This window comes from Membranihabitans marinus, assembly GCF_021729155.1.
Lineage (GTDB): Bacteria > Bacteroidota > Bacteroidia > Chitinophagales > Saprospiraceae > Membranihabitans > Membranihabitans marinus.
The window spans coordinates 222,371-244,789 of sequence record NZ_JAJQYA010000001.1 but is presented as its reverse complement, the minus strand read 5'-3'; the positions used below and the strand labels follow the sequence as shown (position 1 = coordinate 244,789).

Below are 22,419 nucleotides of genomic sequence, written 5' to 3'. Positions count from 1 at the left end.
GTAGCTTAAAAACCCAAACAATTTTTGTTTAATCGACTCTATCATATAAACATAAAGAATTCTTTCCTAGGAAAATTATTTTATCATTAAATAACGAAGAACAACAATATTGGATTTCAACAGGTAATACATGACTATGTAAGATCTAAAACCGTAATTTATTAGATGAATTAAATATTCAAAACTAATGAATAAATGTAGGTGAATTTACACCAAATTAAAAACGCAATTTTAAATTTTAACCTAACAAAACAGTAAGCTAGCGGTTTATAAAAGTAATTTTAAAATAATATTACTGATTCTAACGGCAATTTATTACTTTCAAATTTTATTCTTCAAAAACACATACCTCGTTAATATTTATTATGAAAAAAGCTTTAATATACCTCAGAATTTTATCACTTTTTACGATAGCCATCCTTATTGTAAGTTGTGGACCAAAGAAAAGAGAAGGAAATCCCAAGGTATTGGTGTTTTCTAAAACTGAAGGATTTAGACATAGCAGTATTGAAGATGGAGCCAAAGCCTTAGTGAAATTGGGCAAAGAAAAAGGTTTTGAAGTAACCACATCGGAAGATGCTTCGCTATTTACCGATGAGTCATTAAAAGAATATTCTACCATTATCTTTTTGAATACAACTGGTGATATTTTAAATACCCATCAAGAAATTGCTTTTGAAAGATACATTCAAGCTGGCGGTGGATTTGTTGGTATACACGCCGCTACCGATACCGAATACGATTGGAAATGGTATGGCCAATTGGTAGGGGCCTATTTCAAAAGTCATCCAAAAATCCAAGAAGCCAAACTACTGGTTCATGAAGATCCAGCTTTCCCCGTCCTTAAATCACTCCCTGAACCGTGGAATCGCAAGGACGAATGGTATAATTTTGTCCAGACTCCAGATCATGTCAATGTCCTAGTGAGTATAGACGAATCCTCCTATGAAGGTGGCAGCAATGGCCATCATCCCATGGTATGGTACCACAATTATGACGGTGGTCGATCATTTTACATGGAGTTTGGTCATACTTCTTCGTCCTTTGAAGAAGTCGAATTTCTTGACCTCCTCTACGCTGGGATTTCCTATGCCATTGGTGAAAACACAGAATTGGACTATAGTATAGTGAAGTCTGACTATCCCCCAGATGAAGATAGATTTAGCAAAGTTATACTAGCTCGTGGTCTAGCAGAACCGACAGAAATAGCCATTCTCCCAAATAATAATATTTTGATTTCTGAAAGGACAGGTGGTATTCAATATTACGACCAATCCATGAAAGAATTGAAAAAATTGGTGGACATACCGGTATATTCTAAGACAGATACTCCCAATGTAAATGTGGAAACTGGACTAATGGGGATTCAAGTAGACCCCAATTACGATACCAATCATTGGATCTATGTATTTTATTCCCCGGTAGGTGTATCGGTAGATCGACTATCCAGATTTCAGTTTAAAGATGATAAATGGGACATGGATTCCGAGCAAGTTATTCTCGATGTAAAAACCGATCGAGATATCTGCTGCCACACAGGTGGATCAATAGCTTTTGACAAAGAAGGCAATCTTTATGTTTCGACCGGAGATAACACCACTCCATTTAACCAAAAAGATAAGGTAACTGGAGAGCGATATGCTATCAATCTTAATGGGTTTGCCCCTCTTGATGACAGACCTGGAAAAGAACAATACGATGGCAGGAGGGCTCCAGGAAATACCAACGACTTACGAGGAAAAATTATCCGGATAAAAGTAGAAGAAGATGGAAGTTATAGCATTCCTGAAGGCAATCTATTTGCACCGGACAATCCAAAGGCAAGACCGGAAATCTATGTAATGGGGAATAGAAATCCATACAGGATATCAGTGGATCAAAAAACAGGCTTCCTCTATTGGGGTGAGGTAGGACCAGATGCCAGAGCGGATAGCCTAGACACCAGAGGACCTCGAGGTCACGATGAAGTCAATCAAGCCAGAAAGGCAGGTAACTTTGGATGGCCATATTTTGTAGGAGATAACAAACCTTATTGGCAATATGATTTTAATATTGGTGAATCACAACTGCGTTTTGACCCAGAAAAACCAGTCAACAATTCAAGAAACAATACTGGTTTAACAGAATTACCCCCTGCACAACCAGCATTTATCTGGTATCCCTACAATACGTCCAAAGAATTTCCCATTTTGGGATCAGGTGGTCGAACCGCCATGGCCGGCCCAGTGTACTATCCAGAATTTTATCCCGCGGAGACGAGGATGGCAGATTATTACGATGGCAAGCTGTTTATCTACGAATGGATTAGGAATTGGATTAAGGTAGTCACCATGAATGAAGAAGGTGATATAATGCGGATAGAACCCTTTATGCCAAACACAAAATTTTTCAGTATCAACGATATAGAATTTGCACCAGATGGTCAAATGTATATGATAGAATACGGTAGTGGATGGTTTTCTAAAAATGCCAATTCCAGTCTGGTCCGCATAGAATACAATGGCGGCAATAGAGCTCCACAACCGACATTGGCCATAGATCGATCCGCCGGTCAAGTTCCACTCACCATAGAAATGAAAGCCGAGGGTTCATACGATCCCGATGGTGACAAAATAAGTTATACATGGAAGCACAATGGTCAGACCGTAGCGACCACTGAAGAACCTCAATATACATTGAAAATAGAGGATGCAGGTGAGCACAATATATATGTAGAAGTAAGTGATATACACGGTAGCCAGAATGCAAGTCAACACTACACCATTGTGGCCGGCAATACAAGACCAGAAGTAGCCATTGAAATTGAAGGAAATCAACAATATTATTTTGCCAATAAACCATTGCGCTATAGTGTTTCAGTAAACGATGCGGAAGATGGGTCAATGGACTCTGGCATAGAAATGGCCAATATCAGAGTGGACAAAGACTATGTTGAAAGTTTGGACAAGGCATCCACCACTCTGGGGCATCAAGAAAGTATAGACCCAGAACTAGAAGTATTGGGAATAATTTCTGGACTAGATTGTGCATCCTGCCACAAGAAAAATGAAAAATCAGTGGGTCCAGCTTATATGGAAATATCTAAAAAATATGTGGGTCAAGACAAAGCCAAAGAACACCTTGTGGACAAAGTAATCCAAGGAGGTAGTGGTGTATGGGGTGAAGTAGCTATGGCAGCTCACCCAGATCTTCCTTTAGATAAAGTTTCAAAGATTGTCGATTGGATATTAGGTCTTTCAGCTTCTAATTTATCAAAGCCCAGCTTACCAGTAAAGGGAAGTTTCCATCCATCTCGGGAATACAAATTTACAGAAGATGGGGTATTGGTTATATCGGCTTCATATAAAGACAAAGGAGGCGAGAATGCTGCTCCTCTGTCGGGAAACCAAACCATATATTTAGCCCGACCATTCTTGTCGGCCTACGATGCTTCTGAAATCAAAGGTGGCAAACAAGACGAAGTGGATGGTCACCAATTGGCCATCATCGAAGGCAAAAAAGCTAGTTTACACTTTAAAGACATAGATTTAACCGATATTAGAAAGGGAAAGATTTCTTTTGCGGCCATCAACGACAGTCCAGCAGGATGGCATTTTGAATTGCGAAAAGGCAGTGCGACTGGTGAAATATTGATGGAAAAAACCATTGGAGTAGGTGCCAAGAGTAAAAAACCCTTAGAAATCAGTCAAAATTTATCTAATACCTCCAACGAAAACGCCGTAAGTGATTTATGGATAAACATCACTGACAACAACGACAAAGCTGTTGGGTTGGCATTGATGGGTATTGAATGGATGCCTTAAACTTTAAAACTCAGTTTGAAAAAATATCAAAAAGGAGATGGTAGCCATAGTTGCCATCTCCTTTTTACTTTTAATACGAATTACATTTTAAAATAACGGAAAGAATTCTACCTATACCAAATGCGTTTATCACTATTGACCGGTTCATATTTTGAATCGCATTATTTTAAGAAAAAGCAGATGGAGATAATAAATTTTATTTAATATATCATTCTTAAAAACATTGAAATGCCCCAAATCCCAGTTTGAAAGTCAATGATCTAATGTCCCTTTTACTGCAAAGATAAGAGGATGTCGATATCTAATGATTCATTCTTGCTTATTGAACATATTATATCCTTTCAACATGTCACGTTAACAAAATATTAATCCAACAAATTATAAGTCATACACATATAAGGATTTAATACAAATAATCTTACCTTTGTTCACGATTTTTTTACCAATTAAAAAAAAGCTACATAATGAGCGGACAGAAAATAACGATTGAAAATAGAAAATTAAATGTTCCAAATAATCCTGTAATTCCCTTTATCGAAGGTGATGGTATAGGTGCCGACATCTGGGCAGCATCAGTAAGAGTATTTGATGCAGCAGTTGAGAAAGCATATGGTGGGGAGAAAAAAATTGAATGGAAGGAAGTATTGGCTGGACAAAAAGCCTTCGACCAAACAGGGGAATGGTTGCCACAAGCAACTCTAGATGCTATTGAGGAATATTTAGTAGCTATCAAAGGTCCATTGACTACACCTGTAGGTGGTGGAATTCGATCGTTAAATGTAGCTTTGCGACAAAAATTAGACCTTTACGCTTGTGTACGTCCGGTACGTTGGTTCCAAGGAGTTCCTTCTCCAGTAAAAGAACCCAACAATGTGGACATGACTATCTTCAGAGAAAACACTGAAGACATCTATGCAGGTATCGAATATTTGGCAGGAACACCTGAATTAGAAAAATTGAAAAACTTCTTGATCGACGAGATGGGAGTGACCAACATCAGATTCCCTAATTCATCTTCATTGGGTATTAAGCCTGTATCTGAAGAAGGTACTGCTAGAATCGTTCAAGCAGCGATAGACTATGCTTTAGATAACAAAAAAGCTTCCCTTACTTTGGTACACAAAGGAAATATCATGAAATTTACAGAAGGTAAATTTAAAGAGTGGGGTTATGAAGTAGCCAAAAAAGACTACGGTGCAACTGACTATGAGGGTGGACCATGGCAGATCATTAAAAAAGATGGTCAGGAATTGATCGTAAAAGATGTTATCGCTGATGCATTCTTACAACAAATCTTATTGAGACCAAAAGAATATGATGTAATAGCTACCTTAAACCTTAATGGTGACTATATTTCTGATGCTTTGGCAGCACAAGTAGGTGGTATAGGAATTGCTCCAGGTGCCAACATCAACTACCATACAGGTGCCTCAATATTTGAAGCTACTCACGGTACTGCTCCAAAATATGCTGGGTTAGACAAAGTAAATCCAAGTTCAGTAATCCTATCTGGAGAAATGATGTTCCGTTATATGGGATGGCCTGAAGTTGCTGATCTTATCATTAAAGGAGTTGAAGGAGCAATTAGCTCTAAAAGAGTAACTTACGATTTTGAAAGATTAATGGATGGTGCAACCTTATTGTCTTGTTCAGAATTTGGTTCAGAAATCATTGCCAACATGTAATTGTTGACTATAGATATATTTAAAAGCCGGGTCGTATTATTCGATCCGGCTTTTTTTATTTGATATGAAATACATTTTTAATTATCACATACCAACCAAGAGACTTACTCAATATATATCAGACTGAATACCATTATATTAAATAAAAAAATAGAGCTTTAAACTTATATTTTTTAAATACCTTGCAAATACCACTTTAAGAATATCACTCTCCAATGAAGAAAACTAAAAAAAACAAGGTCACATTACTAAATATAAGTAGCTTACTTATCATTATTTTACTTGTGATTATCGCTCTTAACGCCCATGAATTTTATTCTTGGGTAGAGATTGCATCGCTTTGGATTAGAGATATATTTGGACCGATATATTTATTTTTTGGTTTGTTCTGTGTAGGGATTTTAGTGGTATTGAGTATCTCAAAATACGGAGCTATTAAAATCGGAGGTATAGAAAAACCCGAATATTCCTTTGCCTCATGGATCGCCATGCTCTACAGTGCAGGCATGGGTTCTGGAATCTTATTAAGAGCGGTACAAGAACCGGTCTTTATGCAGCAAAACTTGGAGATAGGAGGGAATAAATCGCGCTCCATCATGGCTATGGAATTCACCTTTTATCAATGGGGGTTTACAGCATGGGCATTTTATACCATATTAGCTTTAATTGTGAGCTTTTACATATTTCGAATGAATAGACCAGTGAGGATAAGTTCTGTATGGACGACTGAAACCAAGCCCCTAAAAGTCATTCATGGAACAGACATTCTAGTACTCTTCACCACCATGTTTGGTTTAATTGCCGCACTTGGACTAGGTGTTACTCAAATCAATGGCGGACTAGCCCACTTATATCCCAACACCTCATGGGATCTTTCCACTACCATATATATTATGATAATTATTGCAGGCTTTGCCTTGTGGTCTTCGTGGAAGGGATTGCACAAGGGGATTAGACTATGGTCCAACCTAAACATGATGGTAACTACAGCCCTTACTCTCTGGCTTTTATTCCAATCCAACTTAGGCAATGTAGTTTCACTATTTTCCGAAAGTTTATGGGCCTATGTCACAGATTTCATACCCCTGAGTTTGGCTTTGCCACCGTATAATCCCGGGGAGGAATTTTTAAGTGATTGGACCTATTATTACTGGGCATTCTGGATAGCATGGGCACCGTTTATCGGTATCTTTATAGCGCGAATTTCCAAAGGTCGGTCCATAAGACAAATGGTTCTTGGAGTACTGATTATCCCTAGTTTTACCACCTTTATATGGTTTAGCATCATGGGGCAAAATGCTTTTTCGATTCTGGAAAATCCCCTTCAATCACCTGATCAATTCTCCAATGTATTCACATCGATTTTTGTATTTTTCAATCACTTTCCCGCCAGTGATTATATCAATATAGTAGTAATATCACTCCTGGCCGGATTTCTAATTACTTCTTTAGATTCTTCAATATACGTAATGGCCATGATTACAGATGAAGGAAAATATCGACCGTCCAAGCGTCATCGATTGGTCTGGGGAATATTGTTAGCCTGTATGGGAATGGCCCTATTATGGTTGGGCTATGTCAGAGAAGATATCAATGTCTTAATTGCCGTGCAAAAAATCTTAATCCTCACATCACTTCCTTTGGTTATCCTAATCATTATTATGGTAATACGATTACTTAAAGATTTTATTTCAATGAAATCAAAGTAATCTCATTGTGATTGGTATTCAGTTAAAATCAAGATATTAATTTAAAAAAATAGAGAAGAAAAGAAGTAATTGGCATTTTTTTTACAGGATTGACTTATTAATCTTGGTGGTTTCGTTTTAAATACCTAACTTCGGTAACGTTACCGAAACCAATACATCTATGAGTATAAAAAATAACCTTCTCCGACGAGACTTCTTGAAAAAATCTGCATTGGCCACTTCTGGACTAGCGGCTTTTCCATTTATCTCAAAAGCAGCCTCCTTCCAATCTAGTTATAACTCTTCTGCCTTAAAGGGAAAAAGAGTAGGAATCATTGGATTAGATACTTCTCATAGTATAGCTTTTGCCAAGGGAATGAATAAAGAGGATGCCAATCCTAAATTACTGGGGTATAAAGTAGTGGCAGCTTATCCACATGGTAGTAAAGACATTGTATCCAGTACAGAAAGAATTCCAGGATACATCGATCAAATGAAGGAAATAGGAGTAGAAATCGTAGATTCCATCGCTTCATTATTAGATAAAACAGATGTTATATTATTGGAAACCAATGATGGACGTCGACATTTAGAACAAGTGATTCCCGTCCTACAAGCAGGAAAAAGAGTGTTTATCGACAAGCCCATTGCGGCCTCACTAGAAGACACCTATAAGATTTTTGAAGCATCTGAAAAATACAATATCCCCGTATGGTCATCATCATCCTTGAGATATACTGGAGGAATGGACAAGTTGAAAAACGGAGAAATTGGCAAAGTGTTGGGAGCGACTACATTTAGTCCTGCCAAATACGAGGAAACTCATCCTGATTTGTATTGGTATGCCATTCACGGTGTAGAGACTTTGTTTACCGTTATGGGTACGGGATGTCAATCCGTGAGTAGAACACATACCGAAGGTCTCGATGTAGTCACTGGAATCTGGGAAGGAGGACGCATTGGAACTTTCACTGGATTGAGATCTCCTAAAGGTGGATATGGCGGTACTGCATTTGGTGAAAAAGGTCAATTAAACCTAGGACCCTATGGTGGTTATATGCCGCTTCTAGAAGAAGTCGCTAGCTATTTTGATACCGGAATAGTACCTGTAAGACCAGAGGAAACCATTGAAATATGTGCCTTTATGACAGCAGCAGATCTCAGTAAGAAGAAAAATGGAAAACATGTTTCCATGGAAAAAGTAATGAATAAAGCCCAATAAGATATGAATCGAATATATACCTTTTTTGTATTTACCATGGTATTGTTTGTAGGTTGTCAACAATCTGACTCTCAATCCACAGAAGAATCATCGGAATGGATAGATTTATTTAACGGTAAAAATTTTGATGGCTGGGAAAGTTTGGGAAGTGATACAATTTTAACCAATTATTGGAAAATCGATAACGGTATATTGAAGAAAATGGACAGAGGCGATGTACCCGCTCGAGAAGATGGCCAACCTTTTACTGGAGGTGACTTAATTACCGTTGAAACCTTTGACAATTTCGAACTGAGTTTTGAATGGCGAGCTTTTAAAGCCGGCAACAGTGGACTCAAATACAATGTATCTAAAGAAATATCTAAAGCCAATGGATCGTCGAGATCTGCTATCGGATTTGAATATCAACTACTTGATGACGGCGACGAAGAATATGCAGGTAAATTAAAGCCTTCACAATACACGGGCTGTCTTTACGATATGTTTGCCCCATCCAACACAGAACTTAAACCTTTGGGTGAATTTAATACCAGTAGAATCTTGGTTGATGGCAACCATGTAGAACACTGGTTAAATGGAGTACAGGTATTGACTTACGAATTGGGATCTGAAGCTCTAGAGGAAGCTTATAAGAAAAGTAAGTTCGCAAAAATTCCCAATTACCACCACAAGAGAAAAGGACATCTTGTGTTACAAGACCACACTACAGAAGCTTGGTTTAGAAATATTAAAATCAGAAAACTGTAGTACAATTATCTAGATAAAAATTTCCCTTTTTATAAACCGTCCCTAGTGTCTCTTACCAGACACTAGGGATTTTTTTATATTATACGTAATACATTTAAATTCCAAAAATTCCACACCCATTACTATATTGCAACACCTAAGGCAAACTTTCTTATATACTATACATAAGTGTTTTGTCATTATTATTATTTACACAACTAACAATTAGACCATACAAATTCTGACATAGTTTGACTAACTTAGACAAATTGAGTTTTTTATTTAAACTCTTTTTGAACGGAATTAGAAAATTAGACCAATATAAGAAACTATGGCACTGATTAAATTATGTGAATATTCAACTTTAAAGGTTAAAGAACCTCAACATTTTCAAATAAATGGATTGGATTTAGTCGCTATCAGATACGACGACACCATTTCAGTGTTATATGGCCGTTGCCTTCATCGCGGCGCTCTAATGGCAGATGGATATGTCGATGGTCACAACCTGATATGTGGTCTTCACGGTTGGGATTATCGAATAGACAGCGGGGTGAGTGAATACAATAATGCTGAAGTCTTGCATAAATTTTCAACTATCATCAAAGAAGATGAAGTATGGATAGAAGAAGACGAAATAAATGCCTACTTAACTGAACATCCACAGCCTTTTCAGCGAGATCAATATCTAGGTGATTATGCCGACACCCATCCAGAGAACACTGAACCATACTCTCTTTATATAAAAAGTTTGGCGCAAAATGGTTTAAAAAAATACGGTCATCACGGTCCATCAGAAGCCATGGGAGTGGATAGAAATTCGTTACCGAAATGGGAAGATATTCAATTCTTACCGGCGCAATTGGCTAAAAGACCATTACTAGATGACTCGGAGGTAAATACCCAAACAATAATTGGTCCAAATGCGTCAAAACCATTGATCCTAGATATACCCATATTTGTATCTGATATGAGTTTTGGAGCTCTATCTAGAGAAGCCAAAATAGCCTTATCCAAAGGGGCAGAAATGGCCGGCACCGGTATTTGTAGTGGAGAAGGAGGTATGCTCCCCGATGAACAAGCTAACAATAGTAAATATTTCTATGAATTGGCTTCCGGTCAATTTGGATTTTCATGGGATAAAGTAATCAAGGCACAAGCTTTTCATTTTAAAGGTGGACAAGGAGCTAAAACAGGAACGGGCGGCCATTTACCTGGCAACAAAGTAACTGCTGAGATAGCTGCGGTAAGAGGAATAAAAGCTGGTGAAAATGCTATTTCTCCTGCTGCATTCCCCAATCTTATAACGGTTGAAGACTTTAAAGATTTTGGCAATAGGGTGAGAGAAAAAACTGGGGGTATTCCCATCGGATTTAAAATAGCTGCAAGTCATATTGAGGCTGATATTGATTTTGCTATTGCTGCAGGTGCAGATTATATTATCCTAGATGGAAGAGGAGGAGGAACAGGATCTGCTCCAACTATATTGAGAAACAATATCAACGTACCCACCATTCCCGCATTGGCTAGAGCTCGGAAGCATCTAGATCAATTAGGACGACAAGATATTAGTTTAGTGATTACGGGAGGATTGAGAGTAGCAGAAGACTTTGCCAAGGCCATGATGTTGGGTGCAGATGCCATAGCCATTGCCAATTCAGCAATTCAAGCCATAGGTTGTCTTGGAATGCGAGCATGTAATTCTAATAATTGTCCTGTAGGAATAGCCACTCAAAAAGAAAATCTTCGAGCCAGACTTATTATCGATGAATCCGCTAAACAATTATGTAACTATTTAGAAGCTACAACCACTTTGATGAAGGTGATTTCAAGATCTTGCGGATATGATGATTTTAGAAAATTTTCTAAAAATGATTTATCTACTTTTAATCTTGACATACATCGACTAACTGGAATAGATTATGCAGGTATTGGGTTAAACGGATAATAAATGAATACTTGGATTCCAAAATACCAACCGAAGGAAGGAGAATATTTATCTCTAGAACACTTTAAAGAGATGGACTATTTTGCAGTTGAAAACTATGGACTACCAATTGAACTAATGATGGAAAATGCCGGACTGCATTTAGCTAGATTAGTAGCAAGTATTAGTCCTATAGATCACAAGATCCTTATTGGTGTTGGGAATGGCAACAATGGAGGTGGAGGCCTAGTTGCGGCGCGTAGATTGCAAGCATGGGGATACACTGTATATTTAGACTTGCCAATGGCCATCAACAAGCCATTACCGCTTAAGCAATTAGATCGAGCCATTAAATTTGGTGTAAAAGTAGGCCTACCTTCACAAATCCACCACTGGGTAGACAGCTACTTAGGATTTTCTCAACGCCGGCCATTACCAGAAAAAATATTAAAGGCCATTGAAAAAGCCAATAAAACCAAAGCTATTAAGACTTCATTAGATTTACCAGTAGGCATTACTAAGGAATTAGATCATCCTTACTTTAAAGCACATCATGTTATAAGTCTAGCGGCTCCCAAGCAAATCCTACAAAGCCTAGCTCATACCACAAAAATATATATAGCCGATCTAGGCATTCCAAAAGAAATTTATCAACAATTTCACACCGTATTTCCACCCTACCATGAAGCTCAGTTATTTGAACTAACAAGAAGTTCATTAGAATAAGTCATATATTTTTTACAAAATGTATAAAATGCTGAATTTGAAGAATCATGGCATTTCAATTATATTATCATATTCCAAAATTTTTGAAATCAGAAACACATATAATCATCTATGTATGAATAATATATAGAAGCAGAAACCTTCTAACCGTTAATAACGGCTATTAACCGTTGACCCTTAATATTGCCATAAATCATGAGCTTTTTTATTTTCATAGGTTCAATGTTTGATTGAATAATTTTATAGTCATTTTTTAATCAAATACCCTAAATTGAAGAAAAATCTTAAACTCTTACTTACTCAATCCTCTATTTATCAACACAATATATCAAGCGAAATCATTTAACCGTTAATAACGGTTATTAACCGTTGACCCTTAATTTTGCTATGAATCAGGAGCTTTTTGATTTTCATTGGATTAATGTTCGATTGAATAATATTATTGTCATTTTTTTAATCAAATACTCTAATTTGAAGAAAATTATTAAACTCTTACTTTCTCAATCCTCTATTTATCAACAAAATAGATCAGGAGAAATCAGTTAACCGTTAATAACGGTTATTAACCGTTGACCCTTAATTTTGCTATGAATCATGAGCTTTTTTATTTTCATAGGTTCAATGTTCGATTGAATAATTTTATAGACATTTTTTAATCAAATACCCTAAATTGAAGAAAAATCTTAAACTCTTACTTTCTCAATCCTCTATTTATCAACAAAATAGATCAGGCGAAATCAGTTAACCGTTAATAACGGTTATTAACCGTTGACCCTTAATTTTGCCATAAATCATGAGCTTTTTGATTTTCATTGGTCCAATATTCGATTGAATAAATTTATAGTCATTTTTTAATCAAATACTCTAATTTGAAGAAAATTATTAAACTCTTACTTTCTCAATCCTCTATTTATCAACACAATAGATCAGGCGAAATCAGTTAACCGTTAATAACGGTTATTAACCGTTGACCCTTAATTTTGCCATAAATCATGAGCTTTTTGATTTTCATTGGTTCAATATTCGATTGAATAATTTTATAGTCATTTTTTAATCAAATACCCTAAATTGAAGAAAATTATTAAACTCATTCATCCTCAAACCTCTATTTACCAATACAATACATCAGGCGAAATCAGTTAACCGTTAATAACGGTTATTAACCGTTGACCCTTAATATTGCCATAAATCATGAGCTTTTTTATTTTCATAGGTTCAATATTCGATTGAATAATTTTATAGACATTTTTTAATCAAATACCCTAAATTGAAGAAAATTATTAAACTCATTCATCCTCAAACCTCTATTTATCAACACAATAGATCAGGCGAAATCAGTTAACCGTTAATAACGGTTATTAACCGTTGATACATATTTCTGTTTTAAAAATATATTTTCAATTGTTTTATTTAGAAGGCGGTCCAAGAAATAGCGACTCCTGCCTTTCTTGACAATTATCCCCCTTCTTAAATAAAATCTTAAAACACTTCACAGACATAAACTACTATATATTAATAATTTATACAAACAAAAATACTCTAACCGTTAATAACGGTTAATAACCGTTGACTCTATATTCTACCTTGAGCTATGAAAATTATAAAATAGGAATCCGAAATTCCAATCAATCCTTTTATTCTTTCAAATGCCCTTCATTAACATTATTCCTCACCAAGATTTTGCATTTCAACCCAATATAAAACCTTGACAAATTCATTATAAATTATCTATTTTACACTTAAATGAAATATTTCTAGCAATAATGCCATTATTTTAAAATATAATTTGTACTTTAATGGTATGGAGAATCTCTGTAAAATATGCAAAGCACCTCTTCACGGTAGAATTGATAAAATTTTCTGTAGTATCCAATGCAAAAATCGCTATCATTTTAGCCTAAGGCGAGATACCAATAAAGCAGCAAAAATTTCGGACAAAATATTACACAGAAATCGATCCATCCTCCTTGAGTTAATGGGAAAAAATATAAGACAAAAGAAGGTAACACGAATATTGCTAGACCAAAAAAAATTCAATTATAACTATGTTACAGGCTATTATGTAAATAGTAGAAATAAAATTTACAACTACGTATACGATTTTAGCTGGATGATATTTTCAGACCGAGAAATACTCATCTTTCGAAAATCATCACCTAAATCCCATTTACCCTAACCAATGGCATCATCAATATATAATCGCCATAATCTCACTTATCATTAAAGAATTACCGTTCCAATAATTCAAGAATTACCAATATAGTTTAAACCACTACAATGTAATCCCACTTAAATCCAGCACATCTCCCATTTCAGCCTGTTTTTTTATAAGCGCCTGAAACAATTCATGTTTTAGTGATTGATAAGATTGATCTTCAGCCAAGTTATTCATTTCTTCTGCATCTTTCTCGCAATCGAACAACAAAACCTTATTGATCTTTGGATACACAATTAACTTAAAGCCATCTTTTCGGATCATTCGTTGTACATCGATATAAGCTCCATACATGGCATCGTAATGACTAGGGATGGATTCATTTTGAAGAATATCGGCAAAACTGTGAAATTCCACATAATCCGGTTTTTTAATTTTAGCCAATTCGAGAGAAGTAGCCATAACATCTTGCAAATAGACTTGCTGATTTAGAATTTTTCCTTCTTCGATATCTGGTCCTACGACCAACATTGGAACACGCATACTGTGATCGTACATATTTTGTTTGCCAATTAATCCGTGATGTCCCACCGACAATCCGTGATCAGCAGTAAAGAAAATATAGGTATTATCCATTTCACCGGAAGCTTCCAATTTATCCAATATTAGTCCCATTTGATGATCCAAATGAGATATAATAGCATAGTATTCTTTTATATGACTTTTAACCGCATACTCCGTTCGAGGAAATGGAGCCAATGCTTCATCTCGCAGCCCAGGGCCCACACCAATGCCTTCTTTCCATGGATACTCCGGCAAAAAATTCTTGGGAACCGGTATTTCATCCAATGAATAGAGGTCTAAAAATTCTTGTGGAGACTGCCTAGGATCATGAGGTGCATTGAATGCGATATACATAAAAAATGGATTTTCTTTACCTACTGCATCATCGAGATAATCCAATGCGTCATCACGCAATACTTCACTCCAGTGTTTACCGCCTTGCCAAAATCCCCCAAAACTTGTATCAGAAGCTGACCACGAAATATCTTCTGGCCCCAATGGTCGATTATACCCTATGGGCATAGCTGCCGCAACATCTCCACCATTTTTAATGGCCTCAGCAACTTTTTTACCACCGCCTTTCTTCCCCCATGCATCCCCTGGCATTCCAGGCCTTACATGCCTTACCGTTTGAAAAACATGAGTAGCCGGTGCTTGAACATGCCATTTACCAGACATATAAGTGTTATACCCAGCTGCTTCCATAAGTTTGCCCCAAGTCTGATTGAGAGCAAGACTATCACCTTGTCTCCACCGTTCGTCTTTTTGCTTCGCCCTCCAAATATGTGCGCCTGAAATAATCATAGATCGAGAAGCAACACAGATTGCACCATTCCATCCTCCCATATTATAGGCGTGACTAAACGTCGTTCCTTTAGCTACCAACCGATCTAAATTTGGCGTATGAATAACACGATTCCCCAAGGCTTGTATGGAAGCATAGGTCTGATCATCGGCAAATAAGAATAAAATATTGGGCTGAGAATTTACACTTTCTTCAACTGTAGACTCTGTAGACTGACATCCCCAGCAGAGGCAAAATAAAAAGATATAGAGATAATATTTCATCTTATTTACGTTTTTAAAGTTATTGCTAATAATCCCCACCTTGACTACTGTTTAACACAGATTGATGGCAGGCCTTCCATTTTAGAATTCTATTCTGTTTTTCAATATCAAGATTTAATTCATCCTCTTCCCCATCCAAGTCCGTGATATCGTATAATTTAAAACTTTGACCACCATCCTCACTATATATTTTATACCGCTGATCTACGATAGCCACTTGATCTCTAAGCCAAAAATATATTGGTCCTTTGACATATTCTTGGCCCGACTCCTCCAAAAAGGGCAACCATGTTTGACCATCAAATGGCCTTTGATATTTTTCAATGTCAATATCTAGGATATGGGCTATGGTCACAAAATAATCAGAAGTGGAACACGGTTGATCAATGGTAATACCCCCATCTATTTTATTTGGCCATTCCAATATCCCGGGAACTCTAATCCCACCTTCATACAAACTCCGCTTTCGACCGCGCAACCCATTGGTTATTCCCTGGGTTCTGCCCGAAACTGATTTTCCTTCTGGGCCATTATCACTGGTAAAACTTATGATAGTATTATCACTGATACCACGGCTCTTGAGATAATCCCTCAGTCTTCCGATTTGTTCATCCATGGCGGTAATACTGCCGTAGTAGTGCTGTTGATCTTCTGATAAATCACTGTAAATGGAACGATATTTTTCACCTGTCAATACCGGCAAATGCGGAGTATGAAACCACACTACCGCTAAAAAAGGGGATTGAACATTAATGGAATTACCAATAAATTCAATTGTTCTATCCATAATAACTCTGGAATCATCTCCCTCTAAGTTACCTTCAGCTTTTTGTCCCGGACCAGTCCAATAAGCCGTACCAAAAGGTTGACCTTCTGTAAGTCTTGAACCCACATCGCCTGCAGATGCCGACGGAGTAATCATGGGATTCCAGGTTGGCACCTTTGATTCAGTCACAAAACAAGTGTCGTAACCATGGAGCCACGGGGGTGAAAAATGTTCATCATTCTCCGGCCTTCCCCCTCGATTGGCATCTATTTCGTCCCGGGTAAGAGTTCCCAAATGCCATTTACCAAAATGACCAGTAGCATAACCTTTTTCCTTAACCAATTCAGCAATGGTAACTTCTTCTCTATTTAGATGACCACAATTTGCATAGCAAATACCATATCGCATTGGATGTCGTCCCGTTAAAACACTACCCCTCGTTGGGGAGCAAACAGCCGATCCCGCATAAAATCGAGAAAATACTACACCGTTTGCGGCCATTTTATCGAGATTGGGTGTTTTTAAATAGGGATGACCTTGATAGCCTACATCGCCCCAACCTTGATCATCTGACATTATCAATATAATATTGGGTAATAATGTAGTATCTGCTAACTTAGAAGGAGATAGTAATGAGGTATTGTCAATAAATTTATTGGCGAAGCATTGATAATTCAATGAAAGGAAGACCGACAGCCCAAGATAAATAGACCTGTATTTCCATTTCATCTTCCAAAAGATCAAAAAATTTAGACTAGATCCACGTGACCATACCATAGTTCTATTTTACCTCAAACTTACAAATCCAGTTGATTTTCAACATCAAAAAATATTTCAAGAAATTGATACTCAACTATGGATTTCGTCCTAAAATTACACAATTATATAAACTTTCAAAATATACCATTAGGTAAATATATAGTAATTAAAACTAAATATGCCGTTGACCAAGATCAACGGCATATAATCATTAACAAACTAAAATAAATAATTCTACATTATTAGGAATTAATAACCCTTCATTAAATATCCCAATTTCAATTTATTGAATAATAAGTTTTTCTACCACTATACCCTTATGTGTCTGTAACTGTACAAAGTGCAGACCTGACCTTAAGGAGGCAATATCAATTTTTAAATCATTGCTCTTAATACCCCTTAACGTCAAAACTTCTTTGCCATCCAATTGAAAAATTCTTACTCCTTCTATAGGAAAATCTAACCCTGTAGTCAGCTTTAAATATGCAGATACCGGATTGGGATAAATATTTAATCCAACATCCTGAGCCGTTAGTGCAACGGTATTGGAAGTTGCCAAATCAAGAGCCCGCACAGCACGGGGTGCAAAATAAAAAACACAGGTATCGATATAAGCCAATGATTTTTCTTTCGACATATCGGGATTGTACAAAGAAACCAATTGATGATAACTCGCGCCTCCAAAATTGCTATTCGGTATTCCACTCCAATAATCTACATCCCAAAAATCCCAAGGAGCACTATCTGGATAAGTACCTGAAAATGAACCCGATTGAATTACATTAATTTTGGTATTAAAAGGGAACAAACCCTCAAAATAATCATGACCATTTTGAGTTTCGGGATTACTTCCCGTCGCCCAAATATTATGAGCTTTAGCAGAAGCGTCCTTTGCGGCCTGGGTATACACATCATCAATGCCATCAAAAATATCATTTATACCCAATTCATTCAGTCGTTTCGCTATTAGATAAGAACCTTGCACTTCCACTACTGGCAGAGCATCCATAGCAGTGGGCACCAACAATACACGAGAGTCATAAGGAGCAAATAAATCGGAAGGGACATGAAAAAGAACCATGGGTGGGGTATTTTCATCTATCCAAGACAAATCTCCCATGGCACCAGCCATATTCACTACCATCTGTACTTCTGAAGAATATCCCGGATGATTGATAGTACTCAGACTATCTCCAGCCGGAGGAAAAGCATAACCAGCCGGAGCTACCCCCTTGGTAGTTCCGAAAATATTGCCATTAATGGATGCCGCAACTAAGGGTACAGGATTTCCCATAGCATCGCTACCGATAAATTTATCTTCCGGATAGGAAGTCGTCACTATCTCCACAGCGTCATCCAACGCTGCAGTATTTAGAGCCACATAGCCTCCAGTACCTTGACCCCAAAGTACAATTTTCTCTGGATTGATTCCATATGGATTCCCCATTTCTGCCACGGTTTTCTTAAAATATCGAATACAGGTATGTGCATCTTGAACACCGCGATAGGCGGCATTGATAAGGGAAAAATTTCTAAGAGATTGATCGGGATGTGTTGGTAACCACCCGGATCGATAATCCACTGATGCCACGACATAACCCAATCTTGCTAGTCGTTTGCAAGCAAAAACTACAGACGAATCTCTGGTCGTACCATTGACTCCCCCATTGACTTGAACGGGTAAAAAATTGCCCGCATGAAAATACAGTATCATGGGACGATTTTCATTGTCGTCATTCAATGGCGCATAAATATCTGCCATCAAAGGCAGTTTAAGCGTGTGACCAATTTGAGGGTTGAGAACGGGTAGGGCTGAAAAATTTTGCCCATAAACCACATCTCGAGTTACCGATATTTCACTTTCGTCAAAAATGTATTCCAAGTAACGTTCTTGCCCGTAGACCAAAGTCATCCATAGACTTAATATCAGAGTGATGTATTGCTTTTTCATAATGATGCCGTTTTAATATATCATTTAATTTAATTCATAATTTAAACTGATGTAGGCCAATCGACCTACCCTTGGACCACCATATGCTTGAAATCTACGTTTATCCAATACATTAGTGACCCCTAATTTGATAAGGGTATGCGCCTTAACAAATCTGTAGTTAACTTGTAAATCCAGTAAATCATAGGTGGGGATATAACCGGTAAACTGAGGGGAACCTTCAAAGACATAACCAATGATCCACTTGTAATTAATATTATACCCCAATGGATTGATGTGGTCTCCAATAACGATATCTCGTCCTGAAAACCCAATATTGAACTTATGTTCTGGCGTGTTAAATGCAGGGATAATTGGATCCTCGGTATTGGTTTTCACTAAGTTGTTCCACGAATAATTGCCTTGCAAAGAATAATTCTCTTTAAAAAAGTAATTAATCCCTATCGATGCTCCCTGTGTTTGTACTTCATTTTGTGAATTAGAAGAATAACGCAAAATATCTACTCCTTGAAGCAATCCCGTTGCGGAATTATAATCCAATATTCCTCCAATATTATAACCGATAAAATCTCGATATACACTAAAATAATACCCTGCGTCTATATATATGTTTTTATACAAGGTGGTACGATAACCCAATTCTAGGGTTCTCACCTTTTCAGGCTGAATAGGATCTACATCAAAATACCTTAAAAAAGATTGATTTTGTCCTTCCTCAAAAAACGTGAGCAATGACTCAATGGTTACTAAATTTTGGGCGCCTTCTAGATTGCCCAACAATAGAGCAGGCCCAACATCTAGATATAGATATTGATCGGATAGGGTAGGGTTTCTAATAGCAGAAGAATATGATATCCGGATAAAATTGTTATCTGTGGGCTTGTAGACCAAAGAGGCGGCAGGAGAGAAGAGGTAATCAAAATTTTCATTTTTATCCATTCTCAATGATGCGGATACACGCCATTTGCGATCAAACATCTGATGACTCATTCCACCGTATATTCCGTATTCAAAATTACTGATACTCTCGATTGAATCTTGAAATATCGTCCCCTCAGAATATGGAGTATACAATCTCGCATTGCTTCCTAAGACCCATTCATCAATCCCCCACTTATCTTGAAATTTATATTCACCATGTAAATGATAAAGCACTGATTTGTCGACAAATAAAGTACCTCCATCTACTCGCTTTTGGGAAATCAAGGATTCAAATAATTCATTGTATTCGGCAGTACCTGGTTGAAGATAAGGAGAACCAAAACCAGTATCCTTCTTTTCATCGGCATTGATACGAGCCAAATTATGCCATCGACTTAAGTCATCGTTGTGATCGACTAACCATTGTTCGGCAGCATTGCGATCAAATTCAAAAACTAAATTCCCATTTTCATCTATTTTCCTAATCAATCGGGGATAACCAGCTTGCAACACCGAATCTTGAATAATCTTTGAACTCCAAAATCCTTGATAAGATGCATTCCAACTGGGAGTAGCCCTGGTTTCCTCTAGCATTCTTAAGGCCGTAAAATAAGGATCATAAGACTTTCCAGCATTTTCATGAGTAACATATCCCCTCAGAAAAAAACGGTCTTTTTTTCTCCACTCTACCTTATGCTGAAAGAATCGTATTTCCTTGAGGGCAAATCGATTATCTCCTTGATATATCGTCGTTCCATTGGCAAAAGCAGAACTGAGAACCAGCTCCGATGACTCTTCTTTTTTATCCGGTGACAATCTCCAATAAAGTCCCACATTGGCCTTGGTATTCTTAGTATCGTAATCCACTAGATCTTCCTCCTTATAGCCAGTCCTGTAAAAATTACCCAAGCCTTGAAACTGCCATAGCGGAACAGAAGAAAAATCTCCAGAAGCGGAATATTCATCCCCATAAATATTGACAGCATCATAGCCTCCTGGATTATCAGCAGGCACTCTAGAGTCATCAATGGGATCATAATTATTGGCTACCCAATCATTGGCTCGCAGGACGGCCAAATTTATTTTATATGCAAAATACCCTTGGCCTTCTTTGTTTTTAATGACATCTGCCCATCGCAGTGAAGATTCGAAAAGAGACCGTTCTCCCGCTTTTACACTGGCCGATAAACCATGGTGATAAAATGGGTTTTTTGTTTCTATCGATATTACACCATTAAAAGCATTGGGTCCATAAAAAGCTGATGAGGCTCCGTGAATAATATCAACTTTGAGCACATCTAATTCTGGGGAACCCAAAAAATTGCCCAAAGAAAAATTAAGACCAGGTGATTGATTATCGACTCCATCTATGATCTGAAGGGATCGTACCGGTGAAGTAGAATTAAATCCACGTGTATTAATGACCTTAAATCCCAAACTTGCCGCAGTGAGATCCACCCCTTTAAGATTTCCCAATCCGTCGTAAAAGTTTTCCGAGGTACTTTCTTTTATAGCTCTTAAATCCATGGACTCCACCGTCAGCGGTGCCAATTTTTGCTTTTCCGATATTCTCTGCCCTTGAATCTGTACTACACTTAACTGAATTCCGGCATCTTGGACCATAGCTACCTTAACAGTATTTTCATCTTCGACCATTATTTCCGTCGTCAAATAACCCAAATAGGATACAATAATGGTAACAGGAATTTCATCTACCTTTAACTGAAAATAACCATCTACGTTGGTAAAGTCCCCCCTAGTCGTACCTTTAATGGCTACGTTGGCACCGATTAGAGGTGAACCATCACTCTGATCTGTAACATAACCAGTAATCTGCTGTGCTTCTACGCTGAAACCAACCATACAAAGGATTACCCATAAAATAGAACTAAAATTCTTTATCTCTACCATCTATTCTGTTTTCTACTATAGACCATAGGACTCTACATTCTCATTACGAGTCGTGATCAATAGGAATTAAAATTGTTTGAAACTAATTTTACTGATAACAATCAGCCTATACGGCTGTCTTCAATACCATTTAAGGTTTGTAAAAACAATGTTCTCTGAGTCAATTTTGGGATTTATAAGAAAGCTAGCTTGGAAGTTTAAGCCTATCTTGTCATCGATTTATAGGATTCTTAATAAAATGATACATTTTGCTTTACCTAGTATTTAAACATTAATATAGGGTTTTGTATTTTATAAAACAAATATATTTGTAAATATAATTCCAATTATGAAATTATTATCACATAACAATCCAAAAATTATTTATTCATCCAATAAAATAAACTTGTGATTATAATATGATAAAAACATCACTATTCTTTCTCGTAAAGTCAATGCATTATTACAATCTATACCCAAATTCAAGAAAAAATATTGAATGACCGAGCAAAGTTGCTCCTTAGAGCAACCAAATGTCCTTAATGGACATTTGGCGAGGGAACCGAAG

11 protein-coding genes are annotated in these 22,419 nt (G+C 37.0%); 7 read left to right on the top strand and 4 right to left on the bottom strand.

Annotated features, from left to right (window positions below; translation table 11 throughout):
- Positions 1-365 precede the first annotated feature (365 nt).
- The 7 genes from LVD51_RS00855 (at position 366) to LVD51_RS00825 (ending at position 11,777) form a co-directional block, all read left to right on the top strand.
- Positions 366-3,803, top strand: coding sequence for a ThuA domain-containing protein (locus LVD51_RS00855; protein WP_236969275.1), 3,438 nt, complete (start codon positions 366-368; stop codon positions 3,801-3,803).
- Between the two features lie 464 nt (positions 3,804-4,267).
- Entirely contained in the window at positions 4,268-5,488 is a 1,221-nt protein-coding gene (gene icd / locus LVD51_RS00850) for an NADP-dependent isocitrate dehydrogenase (RefSeq protein ID WP_236969274.1), read from the top strand.
- A gap of 215 nt (positions 5,489-5,703) precedes the next feature.
- Entirely contained in the window at positions 5,704-7,197 is a 1,494-nt protein-coding gene (locus LVD51_RS00845; RefSeq protein ID WP_236969273.1) for a BCCT family transporter, read from the top strand.
- A 160-nt stretch (positions 7,198-7,357) separates the two neighbouring features.
- A complete protein-coding gene (locus LVD51_RS00840) occupies positions 7,358-8,398 on the top strand; it encodes a Gfo/Idh/MocA family protein (protein WP_236969272.1) in 1,041 nt (346 codons plus the stop codon).
- Positions 8,399-8,401: 3 nt separating this feature from the next.
- A complete protein-coding gene (locus LVD51_RS00835; RefSeq protein WP_236969271.1) occupies positions 8,402-9,145 on the top strand; it encodes a 3-keto-disaccharide hydrolase in 744 nt (247 codons plus the stop codon).
- Between the two features lie 310 nt (positions 9,146-9,455).
- Positions 9,456-11,072, top strand: a complete 1,617-nt coding sequence (locus tag LVD51_RS00830) for a glutamate synthase-related protein (protein WP_236969270.1) — start codon at positions 9,456-9,458, stop codon at positions 11,070-11,072.
- 3 nt (positions 11,073-11,075) lie between these two features.
- Positions 11,076-11,777, top strand: coding sequence for an NAD(P)H-hydrate epimerase (locus tag LVD51_RS00825; RefSeq protein ID WP_236969269.1), 702 nt, complete (start codon positions 11,076-11,078; stop codon positions 11,775-11,777).
- 2,272 nt (positions 11,778-14,049) lie between these two features.
- Here LVD51_RS00825 and LVD51_RS00820 read toward each other — a convergent pair.
- The 4 genes from LVD51_RS00820 to LVD51_RS00805 all read right to left on the bottom strand — a co-directional run bounded on the left by LVD51_RS00820 (position 14,050) and on the right by LVD51_RS00805 (position 21,872).
- Positions 14,050-15,564, bottom strand: a complete 1,515-nt coding sequence (locus LVD51_RS00820; protein WP_236969268.1) for a sulfatase-like hydrolase/transferase — start codon at positions 15,562-15,564, stop codon at positions 14,050-14,052.
- Between the two features lie 25 nt (positions 15,565-15,589).
- On the bottom strand, positions 15,590-17,059 hold the full coding sequence (locus LVD51_RS00815; protein WP_236969267.1) for a sulfatase family protein: 1,470 nt from the start codon (positions 17,057-17,059) through the stop codon (positions 15,590-15,592).
- 313 nt (positions 17,060-17,372) lie between these two features.
- Entirely contained in the window at positions 17,373-19,040 is a 1,668-nt protein-coding gene (locus LVD51_RS00810) for a T9SS type A sorting domain-containing protein (RefSeq protein WP_236969266.1), read from the bottom strand.
- 24 nt (positions 19,041-19,064) lie between these two features.
- Positions 19,065-21,872: a TonB-dependent receptor gene (locus LVD51_RS00805; RefSeq protein ID WP_236969265.1), complete on the bottom strand. Its 2,808-nt coding sequence runs from the start codon at positions 21,870-21,872 to the stop codon at positions 19,065-19,067.
- Positions 21,873-22,419 lie beyond the last annotated feature (547 nt).